22 protein-coding genes are annotated in these 25,781 nt (G+C 42.1%); 13 read left to right on the plus strand and 9 right to left on the minus strand.

The annotated features are described in order from the left end of the window. Positions 1 to 206: 206 nt before the first annotated feature. From HMPREF9449_RS00710 to HMPREF9449_RS00720, 3 genes are all read left to right on the plus strand, one after another. Complete coding sequence (locus HMPREF9449_RS00710; RefSeq protein WP_009135302.1) at positions 207 to 1,916, plus strand: alpha/beta hydrolase; 1,710 nt, start codon at positions 207 to 209, stop codon at positions 1,914 to 1,916. Positions 1,917 to 2,248: 332 nt separating this feature from the next. Continuing rightward, a complete protein-coding gene (locus HMPREF9449_RS00715; protein ID WP_009135303.1) occupies positions 2,249 to 3,475 on the plus strand; it encodes a C45 family peptidase in 1,227 nt (408 codons plus the stop codon). A gap of 137 nt (positions 3,476 to 3,612) precedes the next feature. Then, the gene (locus HMPREF9449_RS00720) at positions 3,613 to 3,927 is read left to right on the plus strand and encodes a hypothetical protein (protein ID WP_050810384.1); all 315 of its coding nucleotides are present in this window, start codon (positions 3,613 to 3,615) and stop codon (positions 3,925 to 3,927) included. A gap of 77 nt (positions 3,928 to 4,004) precedes the next feature. On the opposite strand, the gene HMPREF9449_RS00725 is transcribed toward HMPREF9449_RS00720, so the two are convergent. Then, a complete protein-coding gene (locus HMPREF9449_RS00725) occupies positions 4,005 to 4,766 on the minus strand; it encodes a YaaA family protein (RefSeq protein ID WP_009135304.1) in 762 nt (253 codons plus the stop codon). Between the two features lie 337 nt (positions 4,767 to 5,103). Here HMPREF9449_RS00725 and HMPREF9449_RS00730 point away from each other — a divergent pair, with 337 nt between their 5' ends. The 6 genes from HMPREF9449_RS00730 (at position 5,104) to HMPREF9449_RS00755 (ending at position 10,509) form a co-directional block, all read left to right on the plus strand. Further along, complete coding sequence (locus HMPREF9449_RS00730; protein ID WP_009135305.1) at positions 5,104 to 6,282, plus strand: DUF418 domain-containing protein; 1,179 nt, start codon at positions 5,104 to 5,106, stop codon at positions 6,280 to 6,282. Between the two features lie 96 nt (positions 6,283 to 6,378). Then, positions 6,379 to 7,371 carry a FimB/Mfa2 family fimbrial subunit gene (locus tag HMPREF9449_RS00735; protein WP_009135306.1) on the plus strand — a complete coding sequence of 331 codons (993 nt, stop codon included), beginning with the start codon at positions 6,379 to 6,381 and terminating at the stop codon, positions 7,369 to 7,371. A gap of 27 nt (positions 7,372 to 7,398) precedes the next feature. Beyond that, on the plus strand, positions 7,399 to 8,250 hold the full coding sequence (locus HMPREF9449_RS00740) for a hypothetical protein (protein WP_147639993.1): 852 nt from the start codon (positions 7,399 to 7,401) through the stop codon (positions 8,248 to 8,250). A gap of 81 nt (positions 8,251 to 8,331) precedes the next feature. Further along, on the plus strand, positions 8,332 to 9,267 hold the full coding sequence (locus tag HMPREF9449_RS00745) for a FimB/Mfa2 family fimbrial subunit (protein WP_009135308.1): 936 nt from the start codon (positions 8,332 to 8,334) through the stop codon (positions 9,265 to 9,267). Next, a complete protein-coding gene (locus tag HMPREF9449_RS00750) occupies positions 9,264 to 10,169 on the plus strand; it encodes a FimB/Mfa2 family fimbrial subunit (protein WP_009135309.1) in 906 nt (301 codons plus the stop codon). Before HMPREF9449_RS00745 ends, HMPREF9449_RS00750 begins: the two co-directional genes overlap by 4 nt. 37 nt (positions 10,170 to 10,206) lie before the next feature. After that, positions 10,207 to 10,509 carry a thioredoxin family protein gene (locus HMPREF9449_RS00755; RefSeq protein WP_009135310.1) on the plus strand — a complete coding sequence of 101 codons (303 nt, stop codon included), beginning with the start codon at positions 10,207 to 10,209 and terminating at the stop codon, positions 10,507 to 10,509. Between the two features lie 164 nt (positions 10,510 to 10,673). Here the strand turns inward: HMPREF9449_RS00755 and porY are convergent, their stop codons facing one another. From porY to HMPREF9449_RS00770, 3 genes are all read right to left on the minus strand, one after another. Continuing rightward, on the minus strand, positions 10,674 to 11,948 hold the full coding sequence (gene porY, locus HMPREF9449_RS00760; protein WP_009135311.1) for a PorY family sensor histidine kinase: 1,275 nt from the start codon (positions 11,946 to 11,948) through the stop codon (positions 10,674 to 10,676). A gap of 98 nt (positions 11,949 to 12,046) precedes the next feature. Then, a complete protein-coding gene (locus HMPREF9449_RS00765; protein WP_009135312.1) occupies positions 12,047 to 12,748 on the minus strand; it encodes a response regulator transcription factor in 702 nt (233 codons plus the stop codon). Positions 12,749 to 13,098: 350 nt separating this feature from the next. Further along, entirely contained in the window at positions 13,099 to 15,036 is a 1,938-nt protein-coding gene (locus tag HMPREF9449_RS00770) for an AAA domain-containing protein (protein WP_009135313.1), read from the minus strand. A 195-nt stretch (positions 15,037 to 15,231) separates the two neighbouring features. Here HMPREF9449_RS00770 and HMPREF9449_RS00775 point away from each other — a divergent pair, with 195 nt between their 5' ends. The 4 genes from HMPREF9449_RS00775 (at position 15,232) to trxA (ending at position 17,812) form a co-directional block, all read left to right on the plus strand. Next, entirely contained in the window at positions 15,232 to 15,882 is a 651-nt protein-coding gene (locus HMPREF9449_RS00775; protein WP_009135314.1) for an HAD family hydrolase, read from the plus strand. Between the two features lie 213 nt (positions 15,883 to 16,095). Continuing rightward, positions 16,096 to 16,539 (plus strand): PepSY-like domain-containing protein, encoded by a 444-nt coding sequence (locus HMPREF9449_RS00780; RefSeq protein WP_009135315.1) that lies wholly within the window; start codon positions 16,096 to 16,098, stop codon positions 16,537 to 16,539. 59 nt (positions 16,540 to 16,598) lie between these two features. Further along, positions 16,599 to 17,435 carry a PepSY-like domain-containing protein gene (locus tag HMPREF9449_RS00785; protein ID WP_009135316.1) on the plus strand — a complete coding sequence of 279 codons (837 nt, stop codon included), beginning with the start codon at positions 16,599 to 16,601 and terminating at the stop codon, positions 17,433 to 17,435. A 74-nt stretch (positions 17,436 to 17,509) separates the two neighbouring features. Next, positions 17,510 to 17,812, plus strand: a complete 303-nt coding sequence (gene trxA / locus HMPREF9449_RS00790; protein ID WP_009135317.1) for a thioredoxin — start codon at positions 17,510 to 17,512, stop codon at positions 17,810 to 17,812. A gap of 138 nt (positions 17,813 to 17,950) precedes the next feature. Here the strand turns inward: trxA and HMPREF9449_RS00795 are convergent, their stop codons facing one another. The 5 genes from HMPREF9449_RS00795 to HMPREF9449_RS00815 all read right to left on the minus strand — a co-directional run bounded on the left by HMPREF9449_RS00795 (position 17,951) and on the right by HMPREF9449_RS00815 (position 25,768). Next, positions 17,951 to 19,384, minus strand: coding sequence for a BACON domain-containing protein (locus HMPREF9449_RS00795; RefSeq protein WP_009135318.1), 1,434 nt, complete (start codon positions 19,382 to 19,384; stop codon positions 17,951 to 17,953). A gap of 276 nt (positions 19,385 to 19,660) precedes the next feature. Next, the gene (locus tag HMPREF9449_RS00800) at positions 19,661 to 22,009 is read right to left on the minus strand and encodes a BACON domain-containing protein (RefSeq protein ID WP_009135319.1); all 2,349 of its coding nucleotides are present in this window, start codon (positions 22,007 to 22,009) and stop codon (positions 19,661 to 19,663) included. A 28-nt stretch (positions 22,010 to 22,037) separates the two neighbouring features. Next, entirely contained in the window at positions 22,038 to 23,489 is a 1,452-nt protein-coding gene (locus tag HMPREF9449_RS15690) for a BACON domain-containing protein (protein WP_009135320.1), read from the minus strand. Between the two features lie 24 nt (positions 23,490 to 23,513). Next, entirely contained in the window at positions 23,514 to 24,806 is a 1,293-nt protein-coding gene (locus tag HMPREF9449_RS15695; protein ID WP_009135321.1) for a DUF4302 domain-containing protein, read from the minus strand. A gap of 86 nt (positions 24,807 to 24,892) precedes the next feature. Then, positions 24,893 to 25,768, minus strand: a complete 876-nt coding sequence (locus HMPREF9449_RS00815; RefSeq protein WP_009135322.1) for a zinc-binding metallopeptidase — start codon at positions 25,766 to 25,768, stop codon at positions 24,893 to 24,895. Positions 25,769 to 25,781 lie beyond the last annotated feature (13 nt).

Raw genomic sequence — 25,781 nt, forward strand, 5'->3', positions numbered from 1 at the left:
ATAAAGTAATTTAAGAGGTATAGACACTGAATCTCCGGAGAAACCTTCCGTATATTTTTGACAGCTTATAAAGGTGAGTCGGTTTAATATTTATGTAAACCGGAATTTTTCAGGATTTTCCTTATATTTGTAAATATTAAAAATATTTGATTAACTTTTAGAAGCAGAGGGTAGGGATTCCCTTAGGTTTATAAAAATGAACGGAGATGAGAAAATATAGTTTATTTTTATTCTTTTGGTCGTTGACTTTGGGAACTTTTGGGCAGGTGGTTTCGGATTCATTGTCTTATGCCGGGCGACTTCAGTCGGCTATTGAAGCTGCTGCAGAAGTGGAGGAAGATTCGGTGGCTTATCGGAATGTATTTGCCTTGTTTGAGGATTTATATGCGGATTATCCGGATAGTGTGAGTATACGCGGGTATTATGAAGCCGGATTGTTGGCTTGCAAACTTCGGGAGGCCGACCGGGCTTTTCATTATTTAGATCCTCTTGTAGATACGGAAAGTAGTTACGGACCGGGCTTTATCTTTATCATTGGGGAATATCAGGATGAAGCTTTTGGCGTGTTGGTTTCGGATCCGCGTTGGAAGACCTTGGTGGAAAAAGCACGGAAAAACAAAACCGATTTTTATCGTTCGTTAAAAGCACAGAGAACCGAGTTTTTTATGCGTGCCTCGGAGGAAAAATCGGCAGCTATTTTTGCCGGTAGTGCAAGACTAAAGGGGGAAGCCTTGTATAAGGCTTTACAGGTTGCTAAAGATTATTTACCCAAGCGGCAACGGAATTATTCTATTTCGTTTACGGTATCCGATACCTTAGCCTCTTCTTATTTTGTCCGTCTGCCGAAAGAATACAATCCGGCAAAAGCTTATCCCTTGCTGATTTGTTTGCATGGTGCCGTACGATATACTGCACTGGAAGATTTTGTTGCAGATTGGATAATGGAAGGGCATAACCGGTTTTATGTCAGTGAAGCGGAAAAAGCCGGGGTTATTTTGGTTTTCCCCTTGGCGGATAAACAGTTTAACTGGATGTATCCGGATGATGGATTTTATATGGTACCGGCTATTTTGAAAGAAGTGAAACAGGCGTTACATGTAGATGACGATCGGGTGTTTGTTTGCGGACACAGTAACGGAGCTACGGGTGCTTTTTCCTACTGGATGAAGCAACCCTCACCTTTTGCCGGCTGTTTCGGATTGAATACTTATCCGAAAGTATGGGAGGCAGGTACTTATCTATTGAATGGAAAAAATCGTTTCTTTGTTAATTTTTCTACAGATCAGGATTATTATTATCCACCTCAGGCAAACGATAGGCTGGATACATTGACCCGGCAATTGGGCTTGGATTATTCGGATCATCGCTACGAGGGGTATCCGCATTGGTTTCCGCAATTCGACGCTTCAGAAGCGGCTTTCCGGATTATTTTTGAAGAGATGGGGAAACGGAGGCGAAATCCTTTCCCCTGTGAGATTTATCGTGAAACGGATGATGTAAAATACGGGCAGACGGATTGGCTGGAGATCGCTGAGCTGGATACTTTATCCTCTCGTGCAAGTTGGCATAAAACTTATAATTTCCCTATAACAACCTGGTTAGCGTATAATGATAAAGAGGAGTTAGTAAGTGAACAAGTGAATAAAAAAGCGTTTGATTTTCCGCGCGCTTCCGGAGCTGTAAAAGCTGAATATGCTAAGAATGTATTCCGTGTACAAACTTCTTGTGTAGACGTGTTTCGTTTATATATTTCTCCCGAAATGGTAGATATGAATAAAAAAGTAAAAGTATATGTAAATGGGAAATTGAAATTTAAACGTAAAGTGAAGTGGGATGACGCATTTCTCCGTCAAACTTTCCGGCGTTATTACGATCGCAGACAATTGTGGGTGAATTGTATAGAAATAAAAGTTTAGTCCGGTAAAAAATAAAAAGTTAGAGTTCTAAAGGATTAAATTTTATGCGGAAGGAAAGAAAAGTGTGAGGAATAAGGACTGAAGGGGAAGAAAAAGGGCGGATTGGGGAAGGGAAATATAGTTGGTCGGACGGAGAGGTATTTGAGGGAAGACGGAGGGGCTAAAGCGATACGAAATACAATTGCCTGAAGAGAGGGAATGGAAATCGTTTATGGCATAGTAGGAGGGTGATTTTGAAGGGGAGGGGTAAGGCCTTTACAAAAGACATTCTTTTAGAAGGAGTAGAAAATTAACCTTAATTTTTTACATTTGTAGGTATTAAAAAATATGTTATGAAGTTTAAATTTTTCCTCGGCTTATTGTTATTCTTCAATATGTCGACTGTTGCTGTGTGGGCTTGTACGTCCGCTATTATTACCGGGAAGCTGACAAAAGACGGACGACCCTTGATGTGGAAACATCGGGATTCTGGGGCGGGGTGGAATCATATTGCTTATTTTAAGGGAGAGAGATTTTGTTATACCGGTTTGGTGAACAGTGAGAATCCTTCGGATGAGATTTGGACAGGAATGAACGAGGCGGGATTTGCTATTATGAATACGGCTTCTTATAACCTCAAGGATGATGAAGTGGAAGAAATGGATAAAGAAGGGCAGTTTATGAAGCGGGCTTTGGAGGTTTGTAAAGATATGAAAGATTTTGAATATTTTTTAGATACCTTAAGTCGGCCGATGGGGGTAGAAGCAAACTTTGGGGTGATAGATGCTTTTGGGGGAGCCGCTTATTATGAAACCAACAATCATACTTATGTAAAAATGGATGTAAATGATGAGGAGTTGGCGCCCCGGGGGTATTTGATCTATACGAATTTCTCTTTTCACGGAAGAAAGGATGAAGGGAAGGGATACATTCGTTATGATACGGCGGAAGAATTATTCAGACAGTTTGAAAAAGAGGACTTTACAGCGGCTCATCTCTTTGCCGGATGTTCCCGTTCGTTTCGTCACTCTTTGTTAGGAATTGATTTGCGGGAAGAAGCTTTCAGTCCTAACCGGGCAAGTGGATTCTGTGTAGAGCAGGACTTTATTCCCCGCTATGAAAGTATCGCTTCGGTTGTCATTCAAGGGGTCAAACCGGGTATGGATCCGGAATTAGTGACGTTATGGGCCGTATTAGGGTATCCTCCTGTGTCCATAGCTTTGCCTGTATGGGTAAAGATGGGAGAGGAAATTCCGGCATTATTAGCGGCTTCTGCACAAACCGGAAAGGCTCCTTTGGGTGAGGTGGCTGTTCAGTTAAGGGATTTTGTTTTTTCCGTCAAGCGGGGAAACGGTTTAAAATATATGAATTGGAGTTTGCTTTACAATGCACAAGGAAGCGGTATTATGCAAGTGCTGCAACCTGCAGAAGAGGCTGTATTTGCCCTTTTTGCTCCTTATCAGACCGAATGGGAACGACAAGGATTGAAGGTAGAAGAAATCCGGCAACTTTACGGACAAGCTACTGAAATCATAAAAACGGCCTATAAACAAAATTTGGGTATTCTGCTCCAAGAATGAGGAAAAGAAGAGGGGTTTAAACATTCGGAAATATTTTTGAGTGTATCCGTACACAGAATCGATAATCTGTATGTGTTTGTACTGTTTTAACGGAAGACAATTTAGAAGATGGAGAGATTCGGCAGAATCTGACAGACATGAAAACGAGCAGAATCGATTTGCCCAGTTCGTTGGGCAAGGGAAACGAGTTCTTAATAAGAGGTAAAAACAGAGCGAGTGTACAGTTGGAAGGGGAAGGGTACACTCTTCGGGAATGGCGTTTTCCCGATTGTAATTCACTGGCCGAAAACGCGAATAACATAAAAATCTGGAACAATATAATGGATCATTTTCCGCATCCCTATACCAAAAGGGAAGCTATGGATCAAGAATGCCGGATTTACTCTGGAAGCTGTGTTACAAAAAGCTGCTATCAAAAACGGACAGCAGATCGATTTTTATTATTTCAGTAGATTCGCACCTTGGCTTACCCGTTGATTTTACGAAAATTTTTTGCTTTTCCTTTTGCCGGGAGAATGCCCACAGGTCTTTATCGGGTCCAGACATAATTGTCTTTTTCAGAAAGTTCTGCGCAATACCGGAAGCCGTCCCATTCGAATTCCTGTATTCTCTCCGGTTTTTCAATGCGGTTGAGTAAAATATAACGGGTCATTTCTCCCCGGGCCATTTTAGCATAAGTACGGATCGTTTCGTATTTTCCTTTTCTAAGTTCTTTAAATTCAGGGGTGATCATTCTTACTTGCGATTGTATTTTTTCTATTTGTAAAGCCGCCAAAACGTCGAGGCTTGCCAGGTTTATGATTATTTTGTCATCCTGGTTTGCTTCCTTTATCAAAGGCTCCGTAAGCTTGGGACGCCAGTATTCGTAGAGATTAGATTCTTGCATTCCCCGGATTTTGATTTTAAAAGCGATGCGATAAGCTTTGATAAGATCGAGGGGACGCAGCAGACCGTATAAGGTGGAAATGATCCGAAGATGTTTCTGAGCATATTGAAAATCTTCCTGGGTGAAGGTTTCCGGACGTATATGCTGGAAAACATTTCCCGTATAAGCCAGAATGGCAGGTTTGGCCGGAGTGTTTTCTCTGTCGAATTCCTGATACCTTTCGTAATTTATATCAGTCAGTTTATTACTGATTTGTAGTAATGTCTGAAGTTGATCCCGGGAGTAGTCCTGTATTTGGGAGGCGATGTATTCGGCCTCTTTTTGGAAACGGGGAACTGTTCCCTGAGGTAGAGGGGAAGTTATACTCATATCCATGGATTTCGCCGGTGAAAGAATGATCATCATAAGCGGATATTTACATGTAAAAATGTTCGAAAAAACTGTTACTGGTTTTAATAAATGTTTTTCAGATAAGTAGACTGACAAAATTCACATTTTTGATTTCTTTGCTACGGATAGGCCAATGAGATTTCGTCAGTTACACTCTGGGGATCCTTCCTGAACTTTTAGATTCTTGTCTGTTTTAAGCATTTAAATTTTACTAATATGGCAAATATAAGGAGAATTTACGGGTTTTGGTACGGAAAAGTTTGCTGACAATTTTTGCGGTTTTGTTTCTCTTCAAAAAATTTATATTATTTTCGTGTCGGTTATGTGATGAAAATAATGGAAAATAATAGCTATGGAAGTGAAATTGCCAGGGAGTTCCCGGATCGATGTGGCGGATGTTTTGAGGGGATTTGCCGTTATGGGAATTATTGTATTGCACAGTGTGGAACATTATAATTTTTATTCTTATCCGGAAACTACAGCTTCTTGGATGCAATTTACGGATAAAGTCATCTGGGAAGCAATGTTTTTTACTTTTGGAGGAAAGGCCTATGCGATTTTTGCTTTATTGTTTGGATTTAGCTTTTTTATTCAGGATAATCGTCAGCTACAGCAAGGAAGAGATTTTCGGGGAAGATTTGCCTGGAGGTTGGTCTTGTTATTTTTATTTGGGAATATAAATGCGGCTTTTTTTACAGGAGAAATTCTGGTTTTATATTCGATAATCGGGTTTGTTTTAATAGGGGTTTGCCGTTTGAGTACTAGGGTCGTTTTAGGATTGGCTATTATTTGTATGTTACAGCCACTGGCATGGTGGGAATTTTTCTCGGCTTTGGTACATCCGGGACAAGAGATCGGACAGAATTTGTCTAATTATTATTTTGGGATTGCCTTTGAAGCACAGCAGGGAACCTCTTTTTGGGAAATGTTGAAGGTGAATTTATGGGAAGGGCAATTGGCGAGTTTGACTTGGGCGTGGGAACACGGTCGTATGTTTCAGACAGCAGCTTTATTTATGTTGGGGATGTTGATTGGTAGGACCGGTTTATTTTTGTATACGGAACAAAATCTGAAATTTTGGTTCAAGGCTCTTTTGATCGGGATTGTTGCTTTTTTCCCTTTGAACGGTTTGGGAAACTTATTACCGCAATTTGTAGAAAGTCAAGCCGCATGGGTTCCTTTGAAGTTAATTATTCAATCTTTGGCAAATTTGGTATTTATGGTATTTATGGTGTCAGGTATTATTCTGCTCTTTTATACCACTGCTCTCAAAAAATGGATGAGTAAGATTATTCCATACGGACGTATGAGTTTAACCGATTATATTACTCAATCCATAGTCGGTTCTTGTTTGTTTTATGGTTGGGGAATAGCTTTACACCGGTATTTGGGAATCACCTGGAGTTTCGGGATGGGTATTTTGCTTTTTGGATTGCAATATTGTTTTGCTTGTTGGTGGATGAAAACACATAAACAAGGTCCTTTTGAAGGATGGTGGAAAAAGGCGACCTGGATCGGGTATAAAAACTGAGTATTGCGATTTGTTTTTGCCTTTTTAATCTTTTCTGATGTAACAAAGTGAAGAAAAGGGAAGTATAACTTATCTGTAATTATAATACGGAAGGTTATGAAAAAATTTGCTTTCTTTTTATCACTTATGGTTGTCCTCTTTTTCTTGGCTTGTAGCGATAACGATCATGATGAGACCACCGGTAAGCCCGGAGAAGGTCCGGGTGTTATTAATCTGGCTGTAACCAGTAGGGTGGGTACTCATGTCGGGGATGATCTGACAGCGTATGTAAAATCTTTGGATCTGTTGTTGTTCCGGGAAAATACGAACGGAATTTATCTATTGAGGGAAAGTGTTTCCTTCACAAAAGCGCAGTTGGAAGCTTTAGCCGGCGGAACGACGGAAGTAGGTGCTGGTTTTACAGAAGCCAGAAACGTCAATTTTGATAATTTACCAATCGGAAATTACATTATAGTCGGTGTGGGGAATATGCGGGATTCCGTTGGCGGTGCATTGGAAAATGCGGCATTATCGGCTATAAATGTGGGAAATACAATGCAGGAAATCGTTGCTTCGGTTACAGAAGGGAGCACTTCTCCCCGGATATTCTTTGGAATGACCGATCGGATTGTATTGGGTTCTGCTATGCCTGTCGCTCCTTCTCTGACGCTTTACAGAAAAGTAGCAATGTTCGCCCTTACCTTACAAAATGTTCCCGCAGCGGTAGATCGTATTGACGTAGAGGTGCAGAACACATACGGAGCTTTTAATATGACGGGTAATTTCTTAAGTGACCGGGTCATTTCAGTAACTCAGAGTAATCGCTATGAGTTTACCGAAGATCAGAGTACTTTACCGCTTGCCTTGGTTACTTTACCGACTGTTACCGGGGAACAATCGGCTTTTACCTTACTGTTTTATCTCGACAACGGACAGGTGATAACGATACCTTTACAGAATACTTATGTATTAAAAGCCAATACAATTACAAAACTGACTGCTACTATTGATGCTGATCAGTCCGGAGGGGTTTGGAATGTAAGATTGACTCTTTCTATTTCTGCCGATGTCGAGTGGAATGTCGATCAGGAACCGAATATTATTATTTAGCTAAAAGCTAAAAAGCAGGGTGACAATTTGATGAAGAATCCGATTATCTGGGGTTATTTAAGCTGTCTTGTACTGGCGGGTTGTACGGACGCTATTCAAGAACTATCTGGGACGGAGGAGGAGGCAACTGTAATTCGTTTGCCTGCCTTCTCTGTACCTTCTATAGAGAAATCCCAGGTCTTTTTTTTCAGGAAGCTGGAAAAGGGGGATACCTTGGTGTGCCGTGTAGAAATAGAAGGACCTAGAGAAGATTTTTCTACTTATTCTTTTCAATTGCCGGCGGGTTATTATCAGATGGTTCTTATTGGTAATGGAGAAATGGAGCACATTCGCTTTGAAGGGATTCCTTCTGTAGAAAATGGTATTATTGATTATTCGGATGGTACACAGCCTCCGGATTTGTATTTTACCCAAAATTATATTCAGGCGGGAGAAACCAATCGGATTGGGGCAGGGATAATAATATTATCTGCCCGGATCGCTTTGACGATTCGGAATGTGCCTTCAGGAGTTGCTCGTGTAAAAGTAAATTTACGGAATACAGTAGCGGGTATTTATATGACGCTGGTAAATTTGCCCGAAGCTGCTCATCCTGCAATTTCGTCGGAGCTTTCCGTTGTGCCGCATAGCAGTCCCGTAATACATCTGACCTCTCTGGCTTCTTATCCGGAAGGCGGGCAGAGTTTTCTGGAAGTTTTCTGTTATAATGTACAGGGAGAAATTGTTTATCAGGGAAAATCCGAATCTTTTCGGTTGGGAGGATCTGAAGATATTCAGATCAGTTGTCGTTTTGATTCTTCACCGGTAAATACGGGTATTTTTCTGTCGGAGACAAAGGGGCAGGAAATGCCGGATTTTATACTGACAAAAGAAAAATAGATAGTTCGTTTGAGTGTTCGGATATTCCACAGTTTGAGTATTCGGATGTGAGGAGAGAATTTTTAGATAAAACCTTACGCTATGAGGCAGTTGGTTTTCATTTTATTATGTGGTATCGGAATGATCGGATGTTCGGATCCGTTATCTCCGTATACTGCCGGCTCGAATGTCGTTCGTTTCAGTATGGCCTTTCAGAGTATTAACGATTTCCCGACTTCTATCGGCCTGCTGACCATATATGCTTTTAAGGAAAATGAAAAAGGGAAATATGTATTTTATCGGAAATTGGCGGAATTGAATCGGGATGCTATACGTCAGCTAGAAACGGCTCCTTCTCCCGGTGAGAATTATACAGAATCCAGATTATTTTCTGCAGAGCTTACTGTCGGAAATTACCGTTTATATGTGATAGGAAATGGGCAGGTAGAGGGGGGGAAATCTTTGCAGGTAGGCGTTTCAGAACCTTTCGACCTTTATTTCACCTATCCGGAAGACGGACTGTATTGGGCTTATTTTTTAGGAGAGGCGGAAGTCAATGCGGAAAGTGACAATCCGGTGGTCCAGATAGAGTTACACCGGGTTGTCAGCCGGGTGTTCCTGAAATTATATAGTGTTCCTTATCAAATAGATATGGTACGGATGAGTATAAAAAATATGGTTTCCCGTATTCATCTGAATGGGAGGTATTCGGGGATAACTCATTCGAGACAAGAAATATTTAAGATGAAAAATGAAAGTGTCTATGTGCAGGACACCATATTGTTTGATCTGTATACCTTCCCTTCTGCGCAGGATTCTTCCAGGTTGGAATTGATTTTTCAGGCCAAAAACGGGCAGGAAAGGACGAAGTGGATACCCCTGCAACTGGAGCCGGATCGGTATCTGTATCTGACCGGAGAGATAAATTCAGCTTGCGGGGCTTTAGTAAGTTTCGAATTTTCATGTGTTTATTTTTTTGTATGGGATTGGCCGAATATTGTATTACCGGAATTCCCGTTAAAACCTTTACCGCGATGAGATATAAAGTAGGAATAATGATGTGTTTCCTCCTCTTTGGACTGGAGGCTTGTATGGATGAAAAATGCGATTGCCTGCCGGAGGAAGGGATTGCTTTTATGATGAAGGATGTCGCTTATTTATTCGAAGGAAATGAAGCTATTGGCTACAGGCCTTATTATACGTTGACCGATCGTTTGGATATTTTGGCTTTTCAGAATTCTCAACGGGATACGACTTTTAGTTTCGATTACGCCTATTGTAAGGAACATCCTGTTATTCCGGTAAAATTGACCCCAAGGAAATATCACTTTTTGTTTGTAGCTAATCTTTTGGATGAAAAAGCGATGAGTTGGAAGAGTACTTCGGGGGAGGGACTGACGGCCACTTTCCGGATATTGGAAAACAGAGAGCCTGCTGTTTACTTGGCTGCTATTCGTACGGCCGACCTTTGGACTATTTCACAACTACCTGTACAACTCAGAATGCTGGTTTCCCGTTTGGAAATGAAAGTGGTAAATCCTCCGGAATGGATAACAGGTTTGGAATTCCGCGTGGAACATATTGCCGGCAAGATTATAATTGAGGAGGCGGTGTCGGCTGAAAATTTTCAGTTGGGAGAAGAACTTCAGGATACTACTTTCGTATATAAGTCGGAAAAATTAAATTATGCCGGGCCCGGAGAGTATTGGATGGGTATGAATACCTTTCCGACTTATGAAAATTTCCCGGCTCTCGTAGATATAAAATTGAAGGGTGAAAACCGGCTAAACCAATTGGTGATTGATGATCGGAGACTGAGTTTCCGTTCGGGAAGAATCACCCGTGTCAGCCTTGAATTTACGACTGAAAATACAGTATCTGTCTCTGTAGAAATAAATGGAAAATGGGAAGTGATTGATGAAGGTGAAATAGAAATATAAATCGGTAAAACGTAAACTGAATTAAATTAGAAATATCATGGTAAGATTGAACGGAATATTAAAGGGAGATAAGCTGGTATTGGTCGAATTTTTTGCTACCTGGTGTCCTCATTGCCAGAAAATGCGTCCTATTTTAGACCGTGTGGAAAAAGAAAATAAAGAGTATTTGCAGGTGGAAAGATTTGATATCGATGCTCCGGAGAACGAAAAGTTGCTGAATTATTATAGAATACAGTCTGTTCCTACCTTTTTACTTTTTTACCAGGGAGATCAGGTATGGAGGCAAAGTGGGGAAATGTCGGAAGAACAGTTGGAAGAGAAGGTAGAAAAGTATAGGTAGAAAGTGAGAGGTATAATCGTTTAAAATGGATAAATATTTCTGAAAAGGCCGATTGACATTTCACAGATAAACGGAACAGAAGTTTTTGATCATTCTCTTTTTAGCAGGATCGTAGTTTTGTTTGTCAAATGGGCATTCGTCCGGTAGAGGAGGGTTGCTTCATTTTACCTGATCTTCTTTAAACTGAAATGGTGTTTACCGTCGTAGAAATAGTGTATTTGTAAATCATAGCTGTCTACGATTGATTTGACAATGGCTAAACCCAATCCGGTTGATTCTGTTTTTTTGTCACTTGCGTGATAGAATCGCAGGAATATTTTTTCCGTATTTAAGGGAGCGTCCGTAGCGGTGTTGGAAAAGACAATTTCGTTTGCTCGTATACTAATCTGGATAATTCCTTTATTCGGACTGTGAATCAGGGCATTTTTCAGGAGATTGGTGAGGAGTACCTGGCTTAACGTTTCATTCATCCGGAAGGAAAATATACCTTCTTCTTTTATTTCTACCGACAACTCTTTAGGAGCGTAAATCAGATTGAAATCTGTGTTTATCCGGGAAATCAGGGCATTGAAGTTGACATCTTTTTCATCTCCGTATTGCCGGTTTTCGATCCTCGACAATAATAGTAAGGATTTATTCAGTTTGATGATACGTCCGATTGTTTGATGTATTTCTCCGATTTCATCCAATAATTCTTCGGTACAACAAGGGTTCTCGGAAAGTAATTCCAATTTATTACTACAGATGGCCAGAGGGGTTTGAAGTTCGTGGGAGGCATTTTCGAGAAATTGTTTCTGCTGACCGAAAACTTTTTCATTCCGCATAGCCATCTCTGAAATGGTCTGGTTTAAGCGTTTGAATTCACTTACTTTTGTCTTATTTTCCAGAGGGTTATTTTTCTTCCCCAAAGTATAGGAATCTAACCAGTGAATTAATTTATAAAGGGGACGTAAGCTTTTTCGGAATACCAGTTGAGTGACGACCAATATGCAGATTAACATGGCAATATAAAGATAAATGATGGACCATAAAATAGACTCCAGCATATCGTCTTCTTCCAGTGTAGAGGTCAATATCGTCAATTCGTAGTATCGCCCGTTATCTGTACGGAAGGAAGTATAGAGCACCCGCACCGGTTCTTCGTCCATTTCATATTCGTTAAAGGCTTCTGTGGTAACAAAACGTTCCTCGTACTGTTTTCCTGCTTCTTCAGGGATTTCGCGGATATAGTAACGGGTTAAAATATCCACGTGGGAAGTGAGTAACGAGCTGTCTCTTAAAGCTTGTTTGATGATTATTTTTTTGTAATTTCTGAGGCTGTCGTCTGTTTCATCCCGGACTTCATTCAATAGCTGGAAATAAAAAAATAGAGTCCAGAATGCCATTGTTAATAAGAGTACCCAGGATAATCTCCCAATTGTATAATGGATCAGTTTCATCTGATGGATAATATTAGAAATCAATTTTTTTTATGGATATCTAGAGACGATTTCTTGTTTTAAGCGCCTCTTGTATACATAAAACTTTTTGCACATTTTTATTTTTCGTTTTCAGTACTGCTATTCCCGTAACACATTTTATATCCGAAACCATAGACGGCCCGGATTTCGGGTAATGCTCCGGCTAATTTCATTTTTTTCCGTAAATTTTTTACTTGGGAATAGATGAAATCGTAACTATCAGCCTGATCGATACAATCGCCCCATACAGCTTCGGCCAACGTCCCTTTATGTATCAATCGGCCGGGATTGGTAACGAAATAATATAATAAATCAAATTCTTTCCGGTTTAATGTCAGTTCCTGTTCTCCCACAAAGGCACTATGCCGGTCCGGATACACTTTTAGATTTTCCACTTCAATTTTCAATTCTCCCTCGTTTTGTTTCCTGCGGATCACGGATTTTACCCGGGCGTGTAATTCTGCCAAGTGGAAAGGTTTTGCCAGATAATCGTCGGCTCCTACATCTAAACCGTATACTTTATCTTCCAGAGAATCTTTTGCAGATATAATGATAACACTTTCTTTTTTGTGCATTTTTTTTAGTTCCTGCAGCAATGTCAAACCGTTTCCGTCGGGCAACATGATGTCGAGTAATACACAATCGTAGTCGTAATCATTTAATTTAGAAAGAGCTGTCTGAAAGTCGGGAGCATGTTCCACGATAAAACGTTCCTTTTCCAGAGAGGTTGCCAGAGTTTTCCTCAGATTGTCCTCGTCTTCAATGATCAGAATTTTCATTTTTCTTGCTATGTTTTTACAAAGCTAAATAAATATTTGGGAAAGATTCTGGAAAAGTGATTTTGGAGGAAATAAACTCTTCAATTTTTGTACGTTTAGATCTGGGGTTAATTCGCTTCTTTACTTTTTCTTAGGATTCCTCTGCCTTGTTTCGCAAAAGAGCTTGGAGTTCCGTTCGCTATTTTGTAAAGTCAGTCTTCCCTGAAGCGCAGAGGCTTTCTCTTTTTAGCTACCTTCCTTATGCCTGATGCCGGTGGACAAGCTTTCATTTTTTTGAGGTACAGCTTCCCGACAAAATCCCCTCCTCTCTCCGAAGCAAGGTTACGGTTTCAAAAACGGTTGCTTGGGGATTAGCGCCTATCCCCGTCCCCAGGTGTTGCAAGGGGAGGGGTAAGGGTCGTGATCACCCCTTTTTCTTGAATATATTCGAATAAGGCTTTATAAAAAGGATGATGGAGGAGGGTTAAAGCATCTCCCAAGAGGATCAGTTTCATGCGGGCCCGGGTGATTGCTACATTCATCCGGCGCAGGTCTTGTAAAAAACCGATGTTTCCGGCTTCGTTTGCCCGGACTAAACTGATGAAAATAACGTCTCTTTCCTGTCCTTGAAAACCGTCGACCGTATTGATCGAAATCAGACGGGAAAAAGGTTTGAAGAAAGGATTTTTCCGCATGAGCTGTCGTATATAGCGAACTTGGGCTTTATAGGGCGAAATGAGTCCGAAGTCGATTTGTTCGTCTAAAATTCGGGTTTCTCCGATTTTTTGGATGTATTCCTGTAGTTGTTGGAGGAGGAGAAGAGCTTCGGTCCTGTTGAGGTGGCTGAGGCTTTCTCCGGCTGTTTCCTCGCTGGAATCGTATGCTTGGGTATCGCACCAGACGATAGGACTATCGTATTCGAGAATATTCCGGAACCTGACTTCCGGGGCGGCTTGCAGGCAATTATGATAGAACCAGCGGGAGGGAAAATGCATGATATCTTCGTGCATCCGGTATTGGATTTGCAACAAAGAGACTGCGGGAGGTTGCCGCTGGGCTACTTTTTGCATAAGCGTGCGGGCAAGTCCTTGTTGGGCTGCTTCTTTGTTTTTTATGGTCGGAGGGAGTTGGCAGTGATCGCCGGCTAAAATGACGCGGTCTGTTTTGCGGATGGCAATCCAGCAGGCTGCTTCCAAAGCTTGGGCTGCTTCGTCAATAAAGAGAGTGGAGAAACGCTTTCCTTCCAGAATTTTGTTGGCAGAACCGACTAAAGTAGACGCGATCACCCGCGCTTCTCCGAAAAGCTCCTGTTCTATTTTTATCTCTAATTCTGTTGCTCTGTGACGGAGGTGTTGCAGGCGGGAGTAAACCGCTTCTCTTGTTTCCCGTTTCCGCAGTTTTGGGGACAGTTCCCGGATGGTTTTCCGTATATTCCAGAGTTCCGGGTAATCGGGATGTGCTTCGAAGCGACGTTCGTAAGTGAAGGAAAGCATTTTGTCGTTTACGCGCGTAGGGTTACCGATGCGGAGTACATGAATCCCCCGGTCTACCAGTTTTTCAGAAATCCAGTCGACTGCCATATTGCTTTGGGCACAAACCAATACTTGATTTTCTTTGTGAAGAGTCTCGTAAATGGCTTCTACCAAAGTCGTCGTTTTGCCGGTGCCGGGAGGGCCGTGAACAATTGCGATATCTTGTGCGCGAAGCACGTGATTGACAGCTTTTTCCTGTTGATCATTCAGCCAGGGAAAGCGAAGCAGGGGGAGTTTCCGCTCCCGGAAAGGATGGGCACCCGACAGGATTTCCCTGAGTTCGGCTAATCGGTTCCCCTTTGCTGCGATCGTTTCCCGTAAAGCTGTAAACATGCTTTGATAGGAAGTTTCGTCGAAATAAAGCTGTATACCAAGATCTGTACATTGTTGTAAAGTAGTCGCAAAAGAAGCCTGGGGTAAGATGACTACCATACGGTTATCCCGTATATAACTGATTGTGCCTGTAAAAGTGAAATAGCGTTGTTTCCGGTTCAGGTCGGAGGTAAAAAAACAAACCGGCCGGCCGTGTTCAAAAAAATGTTCTGCCTCTTCTTCTCCGTTGTAAACCATCTCGATGACAGGGAGATTCAGGGAGTTGTAATAATTCCGTTCAGCTCGTACCGGATACCAGCAGAATCCCTGTTGTATTTTCCGTTGGATACCTCCTGCCTTTGATTTTTCCAGATAACTTTCTTTTTCATAGGTATATTCCGTTTGTAATAATCGGAGGTGTTCTGTTAATTCTGCTATGGATGCTATTTTCGTAGTATGAGGCATATCGGACTAAAATGATTCAATTCTTGCAAAGATAAAAGTTTACTTTGTATGTTGAGGTGTAAAAGTTCGAATGTTCCCCGGTTCAACTGTTTTTGTCCTTTCCCGGAAAGCTTTGCGTGATTTTATTTCCTTCAATCGGCAACTTTCTGTCGCTTCTGATAGTATAATTATTACTTTTGCTACAAATTCAAAATTATGAAAAAATTAATCATATTTGATCTGGACGGTACCTTACTGAATACTTTGGGGGATTTAGCTGCAAGCACTAATTATGCATTGAAAAAATTCGGTTATCCGGAACATAAACAGGACGAATACCGCTATATGGTGGGAAATGGAATCACTAAATTAATCGAGCGGGCCCTCCCGGAAGATGCGCGGACAAAAGATCAAATTATGCATGTAAGAGCCGAATTTGTATCTTATTATTCTGCCCATAAGACAGATTTGACAAAGCCTTATCCGGGTATACCGGAATTATTGGAAACATTAAAACGAAAAGGATTGGTTTTAGCCGTTGCATCCAATAAATACCAGGAAGCCACCCGGGAATTAATCTGGCATTATTTTAAAAACGGTACATTTGAAGTGATTTTGGGACAAAGAGAGACTGTGCCGACAAAACCGGATCCCAGTATTGTCAATGAGATTATGACTATTGTCGGACTCGAGAAAGAGGCGGTTTTATATGTGGGGGATTCCTGTGTCGATATGCAAACGGCTATAAACGCCGGAGTTACCGCTGTTGGCGTTTCTTGGGGGTTCCGTCCTTGTGACGAATTGAAAGAAAACGGAGCCGTGCATATTGTCTACCAACCTGCAGAAATTCTCGATCTACTTGCTTGATCGGATGGATGATCCGATGCTTTCCTGAAGGGAAGAGGGAAAAATATTTTAGAAGTTAGGAACGTTTAGGAATAGGGAATTCGCTACTTCCTCTATAAAATAAATTTTTAAATCTTTTTTTCACTGGGGGGCTTTTCCCAAATCTTTCCCAAATTCTATACTTTTTTTGTATCGTAAATAGGAGAATTTATAATAACCAATAAAAAGAATGATATGAAAAAAGCGTTTTTTATTTTAGTATGTTGTATCCTGTCGGTACAGTTTTCTTTTGCTGATAAAAAAATTTATACCACGGATACTTTGCAGCTGCCTGTTGCGGCTCGTCAGTTTATCAACACTCATTTTTCAGGAGTAGGGATTTCTCACATTAAGATTGAAAAGGAATTTTGGGAAGGAAATCAATATGACGTGATTCTGACGAACGGTTTTGACCTGGATTTTGACAAAAACGGAGAGTGGAAAGAAATTGACGGACACCGGAATGCTTTGCCTGTTACGGTTATTCCGGAGAAAATGGCGGTTTACCTGAATAAAAATTTCCCGGGTTTTTCGGTTATTTCGATTGAAAAAGATCGGGAGGGATATGAGGTGAAGCTATCGGATGGACGGGAATTGAAATTTAACCGGGAACAGCTTTTTATCGGATATGAGGATTGAGTACATAATTCCTCCTCTTGTTTAAACAGTAAGAAAAGAGATATTAGGAATAGTAAGTTATGAAAAAGAATGTGTATATTTTAGGAATGTTACTGGTCTTGTTAGGTATGGCCTGTAAAGATGACGATGATTCAACCTGGACTCCGGCTGAACCGGTCGTGCGTACTTTCAATCAAATGTTTCCCTTAGCACAAAGGGTGGAATGGAAAACAGTAGGAAATTATATTGTCGCTGATTTTTATTACGAGCATCAGGAAAAAGATGCCTGGTTTGATAAAAACGGAAAATGGTATATGACAGAGACTGATATCTTTTTCGAAACTTTACCTGAAAAGATAAAGACGGCTTTCCGCAATAGTGAATACAGTAGCTGGAAAGTGGAGGATGTAGACGTATTGGAACGGATAGAAATGGAAAAAGTATATGTTATGGAAGTCGAACAGGGAGATGTCGAAAAAGACTTGTATTATGTGGAAGACGGAACATTGGTAAAAGTAATGGAAGATAGAGACGGAAACGAGGATCATTGGCCTGTAGAAAGCTTGCCTCAAAAAATCAAAGATTACCTGAATACTCATTATGCTGGGGCAAAGATCATTGAATATGAAAGGGAGCGGAATGTGACGGAAGTGGATATTTTCCATGAAAATCGGTATAAAGAAGTCAAATTCGGACAAGATGATGCTTGGATATCTACCTGTTGGGAGGTATTGGAAAAAGATGTACCTGCAGCGGTAATGGCGACGATCCGGAGCCAATATGCCGGATATAAAATAGACGATATCGAATATGTAGAGCGGGCAGCCGGAGTAGCAGTATACTTGTTTGAATTGGAAAAAGGAGAGGAAGATCTCTATGTGATGGTAGATGCTTCTGGTAATATTGTACAAAATTAAGAGGCGAAGAAATATTTTGTAACTATCCCCCGGTTGTCGGAGTATAAGAATAAAAACGAAAAACAAAAAGAGCTATGGGAAAATTTGAAGAATTGATAAAAGGGGATAAACCAGTATTGGTCGATTTTTTTGCCACTTGGTGCGGACCTTGCAAGGCCATGCATCCTATTTTGGAGGAGCTGAAAAAAGAGATGGGAGATCAAATTCATGTCCTTACGATAGATGTCGACGGGGAAGCAAACCGGCAGTTTGTCATGAGTCATCAGATTCAATCCGTCCCTACTTTGATGATCTTTAAAAAGGGAGAGATGGTATGGCGGCAAAGCGGGGTTATGCAGTCGATGCAGTTGAAAAATGTGATTGAAAAATATTTATAGTTTGTAAACGGGAAGAAGCCGTTCAATCCCTTGATAACGGCTTCTTCATTTTACCACCTCTTTCGGATGGTTGCTTACACTATTTGCCTATGATCCGGTATTTTTCACCCAACCCAAAGGTTATAACCGACCGGCCGGTTATTTTTTTATTCCCCGTATCGGACATCCTAAAGCTTTTCGGTAAGAAATTCCGAAACCGAGGTTCGTTCCGCTCATCATAAAGCCATTGGCTGTACCCGTATAGAGATGGGAGGGGGTGGATAGCCAGTAAGTGCCTGTGGTAGGGGACGCCAGATCGGCATTTTCTCCCCAGAGCAAACCAAATAGAGGGAAGCAACGTTCCGCAGATTTTCCGGCACGGGTAAATAATTCTTCTGCTTGGTCGGGAGTTTGAAAATCCGTTCGGGCATTTCCTTTTATTTCTGTAATTTTCATCCATCCATTATAGCCGGCTGTACCCCGGAATTCATATCTCATGACATAAGCCTCATCGGTCCCGAACATTTTAATCATATAGGCTTTTTGAGATCCGTTACCGATAAATACATACGTATATTCCGTGCCTATCGCATCCAGGACTTCTTTTCCTGCTGTCCGGGTGACATTCGTGAAATCCAGGGAATTCGCTTGGGTAAGTATTCGGGCACATTCGTAAGCCAGGGGTAGCCGATAGCCTAATTCGCAGGGATCATAGCCGGCTCTGTCTACCCAACCATAAGGGTTGGATTCTGAATATATCTTAGTAGTAAAGCTGCCGTCAATTAGCCAATCGTCTATATTGGTAATAAATTCCGGAATTTGTTGTCCTTCTTCAGCTGTTATAGAGGGATCGGATGCGCGTAGAGGGATAGGCTCTCCATAAGTAAAGCCTACATTTCGCCCCCATTGATAAAAATTCCCCCAGGTTTGCTTGAACTGCCGGCCGGATAGATTCTCTGCTGTAGCGGGGAGAGTTGCCCCTACATTGGTTTCGGACCATTTTTCCAGGTTGAAATCTTTGTAATGGATTTGCGTTACAAATAGGGTACGGACGGTTTCCCCTTCCACTTCTATATTGATTTCCGCTTGTCTGGCTATTTTTTCATTTTTATACGGATCGGCAGATACTAACAGAGTATCTCCCTGTACAAGCAAATGACACCAGGATTGTGAGCTTTCCGCTTTCCATCTTATATTACTTGCGACGGCAACAGTCTGGGCTTTGCCGGAGGCAGAAAGATATACTTTTTCAGGAAATGTGTCGAATTTGGAACCGGTTTGAGTAATGTTAACCGACCCGCAGTTTCCTGCCTCGGTGATGGTTACGGTTGCTGTACGGACGGCAATCGTCGGATTTAAAGGTGCTGTTACAATCAGGAATTTGCCGAATTTTGCTACGGTACACCAGTCTTTATCGGAAGTTACCTGCCAGTCGCTGCCTAAGCCGAGTTCAATTTCTTGAGTACCGCCCGTCGCTTCAAACGAAATCTCCGAGATTTCCAAGGGTAATTCCGTGGGAATTAATTTGTTGTCCGAATCACATCCTGCAAAGATTAGGGTGAAGATCAGGAGAATATAGTTCAGTTGTTTCATGTGTTTTGTATTAAAATTTTAGCCAAATATGTCCCGGATAAGGGAGAATCTCCCAAAAACCTTTTGGACAGATCAGCGGCCTTTCAAGTCTGATCGGTAAAGACTTTCAGACTTCCGGTTGGCAGCTTTTTATGCTGCTGGATCGAAATCGATCGAAGACTTTTGTCTTGCCCGTCAACGAACGGATACCGGCCAGATCCTGAAAGGAACGCTCATCACAAAAAGACTGTATTCAGACTTTAGGGTTCTCCAGGGGTTGTTTCCGGAGAGGGTTGTTTAATCTTTCACACAGCGTATCGGTTGAGCATAACCGCATTGGGCACCGTTTTCATATATTTTTGTCGTATTGAGCATATAGATACAGCGCATTTTGGCGTCCAGCCAGTACCAGGAAGCTGCCCCCGGAGCTTGTAACGTTACGCCGTCTTGGAAACTCAACATTCCGGCCAAGGGTAGAATTCTGACTTCCGTTGCTGTCGCTTTATTAAATGAAGCTTCGGCATCTGTGGCGTTATCAAAATAAGTTTCTTCATTTCCTAAAAATTCAGTGATCTTGAGATATAAGTTCTTGCCGATTTGTCCCAACATTTCAAAACGTAGTGCATAAGCGTCCGCTGTTTCAAATTTTTTAATAGCGTAAATTTTAGAAGTTCCGTCTCCTACATACAGGGTCCTGTCGGGTACTCCCGGTCTGTCGACTAATTTTTCGTAAATTACCCTACTTTGGGTAGTGGCGAAAGTACCGCTTGCTTCATTCGAAGGGAAGAATTGGATTAAATCATCTTTTGTCGGTACATGGTAACCGGCGGGGCAAGGTGAGGAGCCGGCACGGGCTTCCCATGTCGTCGCCGAACCCGGGTTTAATAGCCAATCTCCGTTTGAGGAGGTAATGAATTCGGTCATGGTTTGAGCTTTTTCCGCAGTGATCTCTTCACTGGCCGGTACAGTTGCCGTGGCGCCGGTATGAGGGAAACCCACGTTTCGTCCCCATTGGTAATACAATCCCCAAGTTTCTTTGTAATTGGGACCTAGTATATTTTCTTCTGTGGCAGCTAATTTGGCTCCTAAGTTACTTTCTGCTAATTTGGAAAGGGCATATTCTCTTTGACCGATTGTCGTCTGGGTAATTTCCACGATAGCGGGATCTGCCTTGTCTGCGGTTACCGTAAGTGTCGCCGTACGGTTTCCTGTGCCTGCGTAGGCTGCGACTGTAACCGTGAAGGAAGCGCTTCCCGTCCCGCTGCTTGGCTGAACCGTACACCAATCGGCATTGGCAGATACGTTTACCGTCCAGCGTACACTGCTGTTGGTCGTTACATTTACGACAAATTCGCCGCCTTGCTGATCGAAAGTGTGAGCATTTGCATCCAGTTTTAATTGGGGTTTATCATACTTTCTGGGAGAGGTCATGTGTTTGACATCGTCCAGATTTCTCAATAAAAGTTTCCATCCTCCGTTCTGGGTGAGGTGTCCGGTCACAAAACCATTTTTATCGCTGACTTTCTCCTTGGCGAAAGTGGCTGTTTCCAGGGTAGAAAGAACTAATTCTTCGCTACTGTTCCATAGGATAGGTTGATCTCCGTAAGTCTTCGTGATATCTTTAAATTCCACTTCGTTTAATTGAATCAGTAAACCGTCTGCCACTTCTCCGGCTAAAATATTAGCTATGGTTTTTACTGTCGGATTGACGGTAATAGTCGGGGTCGGTTGTGGGCTTAGAAGAGCTGTGCTCAGACTGCCGATCGCGTTCAAGCCGTTTACTGTCGTTTTACTTCCTCCGTTCAGTAATACATTCACCTGTGTTCCTAAAGCGATATCGTGTTTGGTTGTAAATTGCAAGGCAATAGCGTTTCCGCTGGCATCCTGGATGATCATGTTTTTCTCATCGATATTTTTGCCTTCCTTATCCGATGTTACCAATCCCTTTACCCAAATATAGTCTGTTTTTGTGTTTGCCGTTAAATTCCGTAATTCTGCGATGGTGGCCAGTTCCGGTTCTTCCTGGGTAATGGTGAGGGCTGCGGTTTTATGCTGGTCTCCGTTGAAAGTAAGGGTCACTTCCCGGCTTTCCGTCGTTGTATTGGGGCTGGCGGTGATTTCCATGCTGGTACTGTCGGCCGAGACTTGTAGGCTGATCCAGTCCGTTTCTTCCGAGAAGCTGGTTGTCCATTTCACGTTGGAAGTGATGGCTAACGTCTGATGGCCTCCTGCTACTTCAAATTCCATCACTTGGGGATTGACCGATAGAACCGGTTCTAAGCCTGGTTGAGAAACCGTAACTTTTTCTATCAGAGAGCCGGCAGTGATCGTCAATGTCGTTTCCCGAAGTTGATAATCGGTATTTTTATTCGCACTGACTTTTACTTTGGCGTCTCCTTTTCCGCTGGCCGGATCGAGGGTGAGCCAGCTGCTTTCTGTATGAATGGACCAACTTTGATTGGTAGAGAGAATGATTTCTTCGCTTCCTCCTTCCAGGGCCAGACTGATAGAGTGTTTATTGATTTCTAACGTCGGCAGTGCTTCATCCTTATCGTCTTTACAACCGGATAAACTTAAACTAAGGATTAATACCAGGGTACTGAATATGCTTAATCCTCTTGTGGGGGTGCTAAATGTTTTTTTCATAATCAGGTTTTTTATATTAGAGTATAATTTATTCTTCATCTTTTACACAACGTATACTACAGCCTAATGCCCGCGGACAATAATTGGCGTCGATATGGGTTTGCCAATTTCCTATGGATACATAAACCGTATATTCGTTTACGGGAGAGGCTGTCCAGTAACTTCCGCTGACTCCTTCGGAGTTGGGACCTCCGGTATTGGTGTACAGATAACCGCAGGAAGGGAAGAGTAAGACTGCCGATTCTTTAGCGGCTTCGAATAATTTTTCCGCTTCCAGGGCATCTTGAAAATCGGTATAAGCGTCTCCTTTGATTTCCGTAATTTTTAAATAGGAGTTTATACCATCCGGTTCGATAAATTCATACCGCAGTATGTAGGCTTCGTTCGTGCCGTATTTTTTTATGGCATATCGGGTGCGGTTCCCATCTCCGGTAGAAACGCAGGTATATTCCGTGCCGTCGGCTTCCAGAACTTCTTTATTAACCAGTCTGTCTACACGGGAATAACGTCCTTCGAATTCGTCGATCGGAAAAATTTGCGAGGCTTCGTAGTCTAGGGGAATATGCCAGCCGGCTGGTGAAGGATCGCTACCGGCCCTGTCTTTCCAGGTATAACTGTTTCCCGAGGCGGGTTTAGTGGTCCGGCTGCCGTCTATAAGCCAATCCATGGGCATAGTTTCGGAAGAGCCGATAAATTCGGACATCGTTTGTGCGCTCTCCGCCGTGATAGAAGGATTAGTGGTGATTACTTTATAAGTGACGCCATGTGGAAAACCGACATTTCTTCCCCACTGGTAAAAATTTCCCCAGGTATCCCGGTAGTTCGCGCTATTGACATTTGCTTCCGTAGCGGGAAGCGTGGCTCCTAGGTTGGTATCCGACCAGCGATCCAGTACGAAAGCTCCTTTAAAACGTTGGGTCACCTTGACGGTTTGGGTGTAATCACCGGCAGTTAGCGTGATCTGAGTTTCCCGGTTTATATTGGCCGAATAAGGTTCTGCGGAAATTTTCAGGGTATCTCCTGTTTTTTCCAGATGACACCAGCCGGCCTCTACAGCGGCATTCCATCCGATATTACTCTCTACGAGCAAATTCTTAGGATCTCCGCTATAACCTAATGTCAATTCAGGTTGGGAAAGGATAATAATAATCCCTTCCTGATTTACCGGAATCGTCTTTGTTTTTTGGGGAGATGTAATTGTAATCTGGGCGGTCCTTGAAGAAAGAGACAGATTTTCCGGTACGCTGACGGTAATCTGATTCCCGGAAGTTGTCAGCGTACACCAGTCTTTATTACTCTCGGCATGCCAGCTGCCCGGGGTTTCTACTTCTATGGTACCTGTGCCTCCGGCAGCCTTTATCGTCAAGCCGGAAGAGACGATATTCAGGTCGGGTACGTTTTTCGTTTTATCGTCCGAGTCACATGCCGCCAAAGAGAAGCAAAATAACAGGACGAAGTATTTCATTATTTCTGTTTTCATATGCATAAGTTTATAGGCCGTTTATTACTCAATACTTAACTCAAACCATACATCGCTTCCGTCTGTTTTCTGGAAAAAGAAAGAAGTTGGGTTGTCGGAGGGATTGCCGGTGAGCGAATATCTCCCGCTCATCATCTCGACGATTTCTTTTCCGCCGTTCCCATAAAATGCATTCCCATTGTCATCTACCAAACCGGAAAAGCTAATATCTATTTCATCTTCTGTCCATTTGACAGGTTTGACATACATTAATAATAAGCAGGCATATATATTATAGCCGTCGGTCAGATCTACTTCCAGAAACTGCCCTTCATATTCTGCATCATAGGAAAGAAATATCTTGTAGAGAGATAGTCCTTGCTGATCTTTGAGAATTTGATTGGCATTTAGCCAGCGAGTGAGGAAGGGAGAACTTATAACTTTCAGGGTTAAGTACCAATTCAAAGTACTATAAGCGTATTTTTTATTCGGCGACATCGGTATCGTTGAAATCCGGGCATCTACATTATTATCGGTGCATTGCAGATTGCGTTCGATTTCCGACCAGTCGAAGTACTGGATTTCCTTGCCACCGATTTGGACGGGTTGATAGAACTTTATACCGGTAGTCGTGTAAATAAAAGGTACATTTAAGGTTAGCGTATCACTCCCATTGACGTAATCCAGTTCTAGTGTTCTTCCGCCTGTTTCGGGCAACAGGGCCCGTCCTTTCCGTTCAATCAAGACCGGATTACCGTCTACTTCCATCCGGTAACAACACCCTTCTGGAGGGGTGGTTACCTGAATAATATGCTTGATGGAGGCCAGTGTTTCTTCCCAGCTTTGACCGGTGGGAAGGGGTTTCATCCGGATCGTATTACCCGTTTTCTTCCCTTCCAGAATCAGTTCGTCTTTTTCCTTACCAACGATTATAAATTCATAGTCGCCCTCGTATCCCAAACCTTCCAGGCCCGGTACAGACGGATCTGAAAAGAAATGAAATACCTGATTGTAAGTGTCAAAACTGAGTACCGGCCCTGTATCTCCTTTAAGAGAATAAAGGCTGGATACAGGGGTGGGATTGGTTTCAGAACTCATAAATACTTCTTCTTCCGTAAAAGAAAGCAGGATAATATATCCTCCGTAGGCACAATCGCCTTTCGGATAATATTCCATGAGCCACCCGTTCGGAACCTCGGTCAGTATTTTCTGGTATTGTTTTAAAGCTTCTGACAGACGTTCAGTGGAGGGTTTGTCGAAAATGTCTTTTTCATCTTCTACACAAGCTTGCAGGCAAAACGAGAAGAGAAAAATTACTATATATATTGTGTTCCTCATAATGATTCATTTAATAAATAAAATATTCTATTTTCAAGGACTTCGGATGTTGCTTATTCAGTAAAAACGCAAATGCCGGTTTTCTATTACTGATCCAGGCTGTAATCCAGATTTTGAATCTCCTTCGATCGGCGTTCTACGGTACTGCGTAATTTATCAATATCGATATTCCAGGACGTTCTAAGCCAGTTCCGTACGATAGTAAATTTCTTTTGTATAATTGTGCTGCCTTCTGTTCCGGCCTTTTCCAATAATTCTTCCCAGTATGCATTGGAGTGGGTTAGATAAATGGCGATAACCTCTACAAAGTCTTCCTGGGGTTCGCTGCTGGCATAGGGAGAAACAAAACCCATTTGCAGCGCTTCTTCTTCTTTCCGGTTCATCCAGCCGGAAGGAGAATAGTCGGAAGTGGATATTTTGTCGAAATCCTTGGGATAGTTCTTGGTCTGATGCAAAATATGAGCAAATTCATGGTGCATGGTCTTGAAATAATAATAATTCAAGGAGTCGATACTATTTAGATTCAGTTCGTTTACTTTGTATAATGTCACCATCAAACCTCCTTCTGCCGTACCTAAAACTTCTGTCTGTTGTTCGGCATTGATGGCAGGAGAACCAATCAGATGAATTACTTTCGGCACATAAGTTCTCATAAAATCAATGCCGGCAATTTCGTCATAAGATTCCAGCCAGAGGTGTTTGATCAGTTTTGCCAGTTTGATTGAATTATCCATAGTGGCTGGTACTAAATTATAGGATTGGTCTATTTCCATATCCTCTATCCGGTATTTCAAATCGATATTATAATTATTGACATAATGATCCAGTAACCATAAATCGAACTGATTGCGTTTTATATCCGAAGGGTCGAAAATTGTACCTTCCGGCTTATCTTCAGAACATCCTGTTGAAAAGAAGCTGAGGAAGAAAAGGAGCAGTGAATAACTTACTATTGTTTTCATTGTATTTCGTTTA

The organism is Odoribacter laneus YIT 12061, from assembly GCF_000243215.1.
Taxonomy (GTDB): domain Bacteria; phylum Bacteroidota; class Bacteroidia; order Bacteroidales; family Marinifilaceae; genus Culturomica; species Culturomica lanea.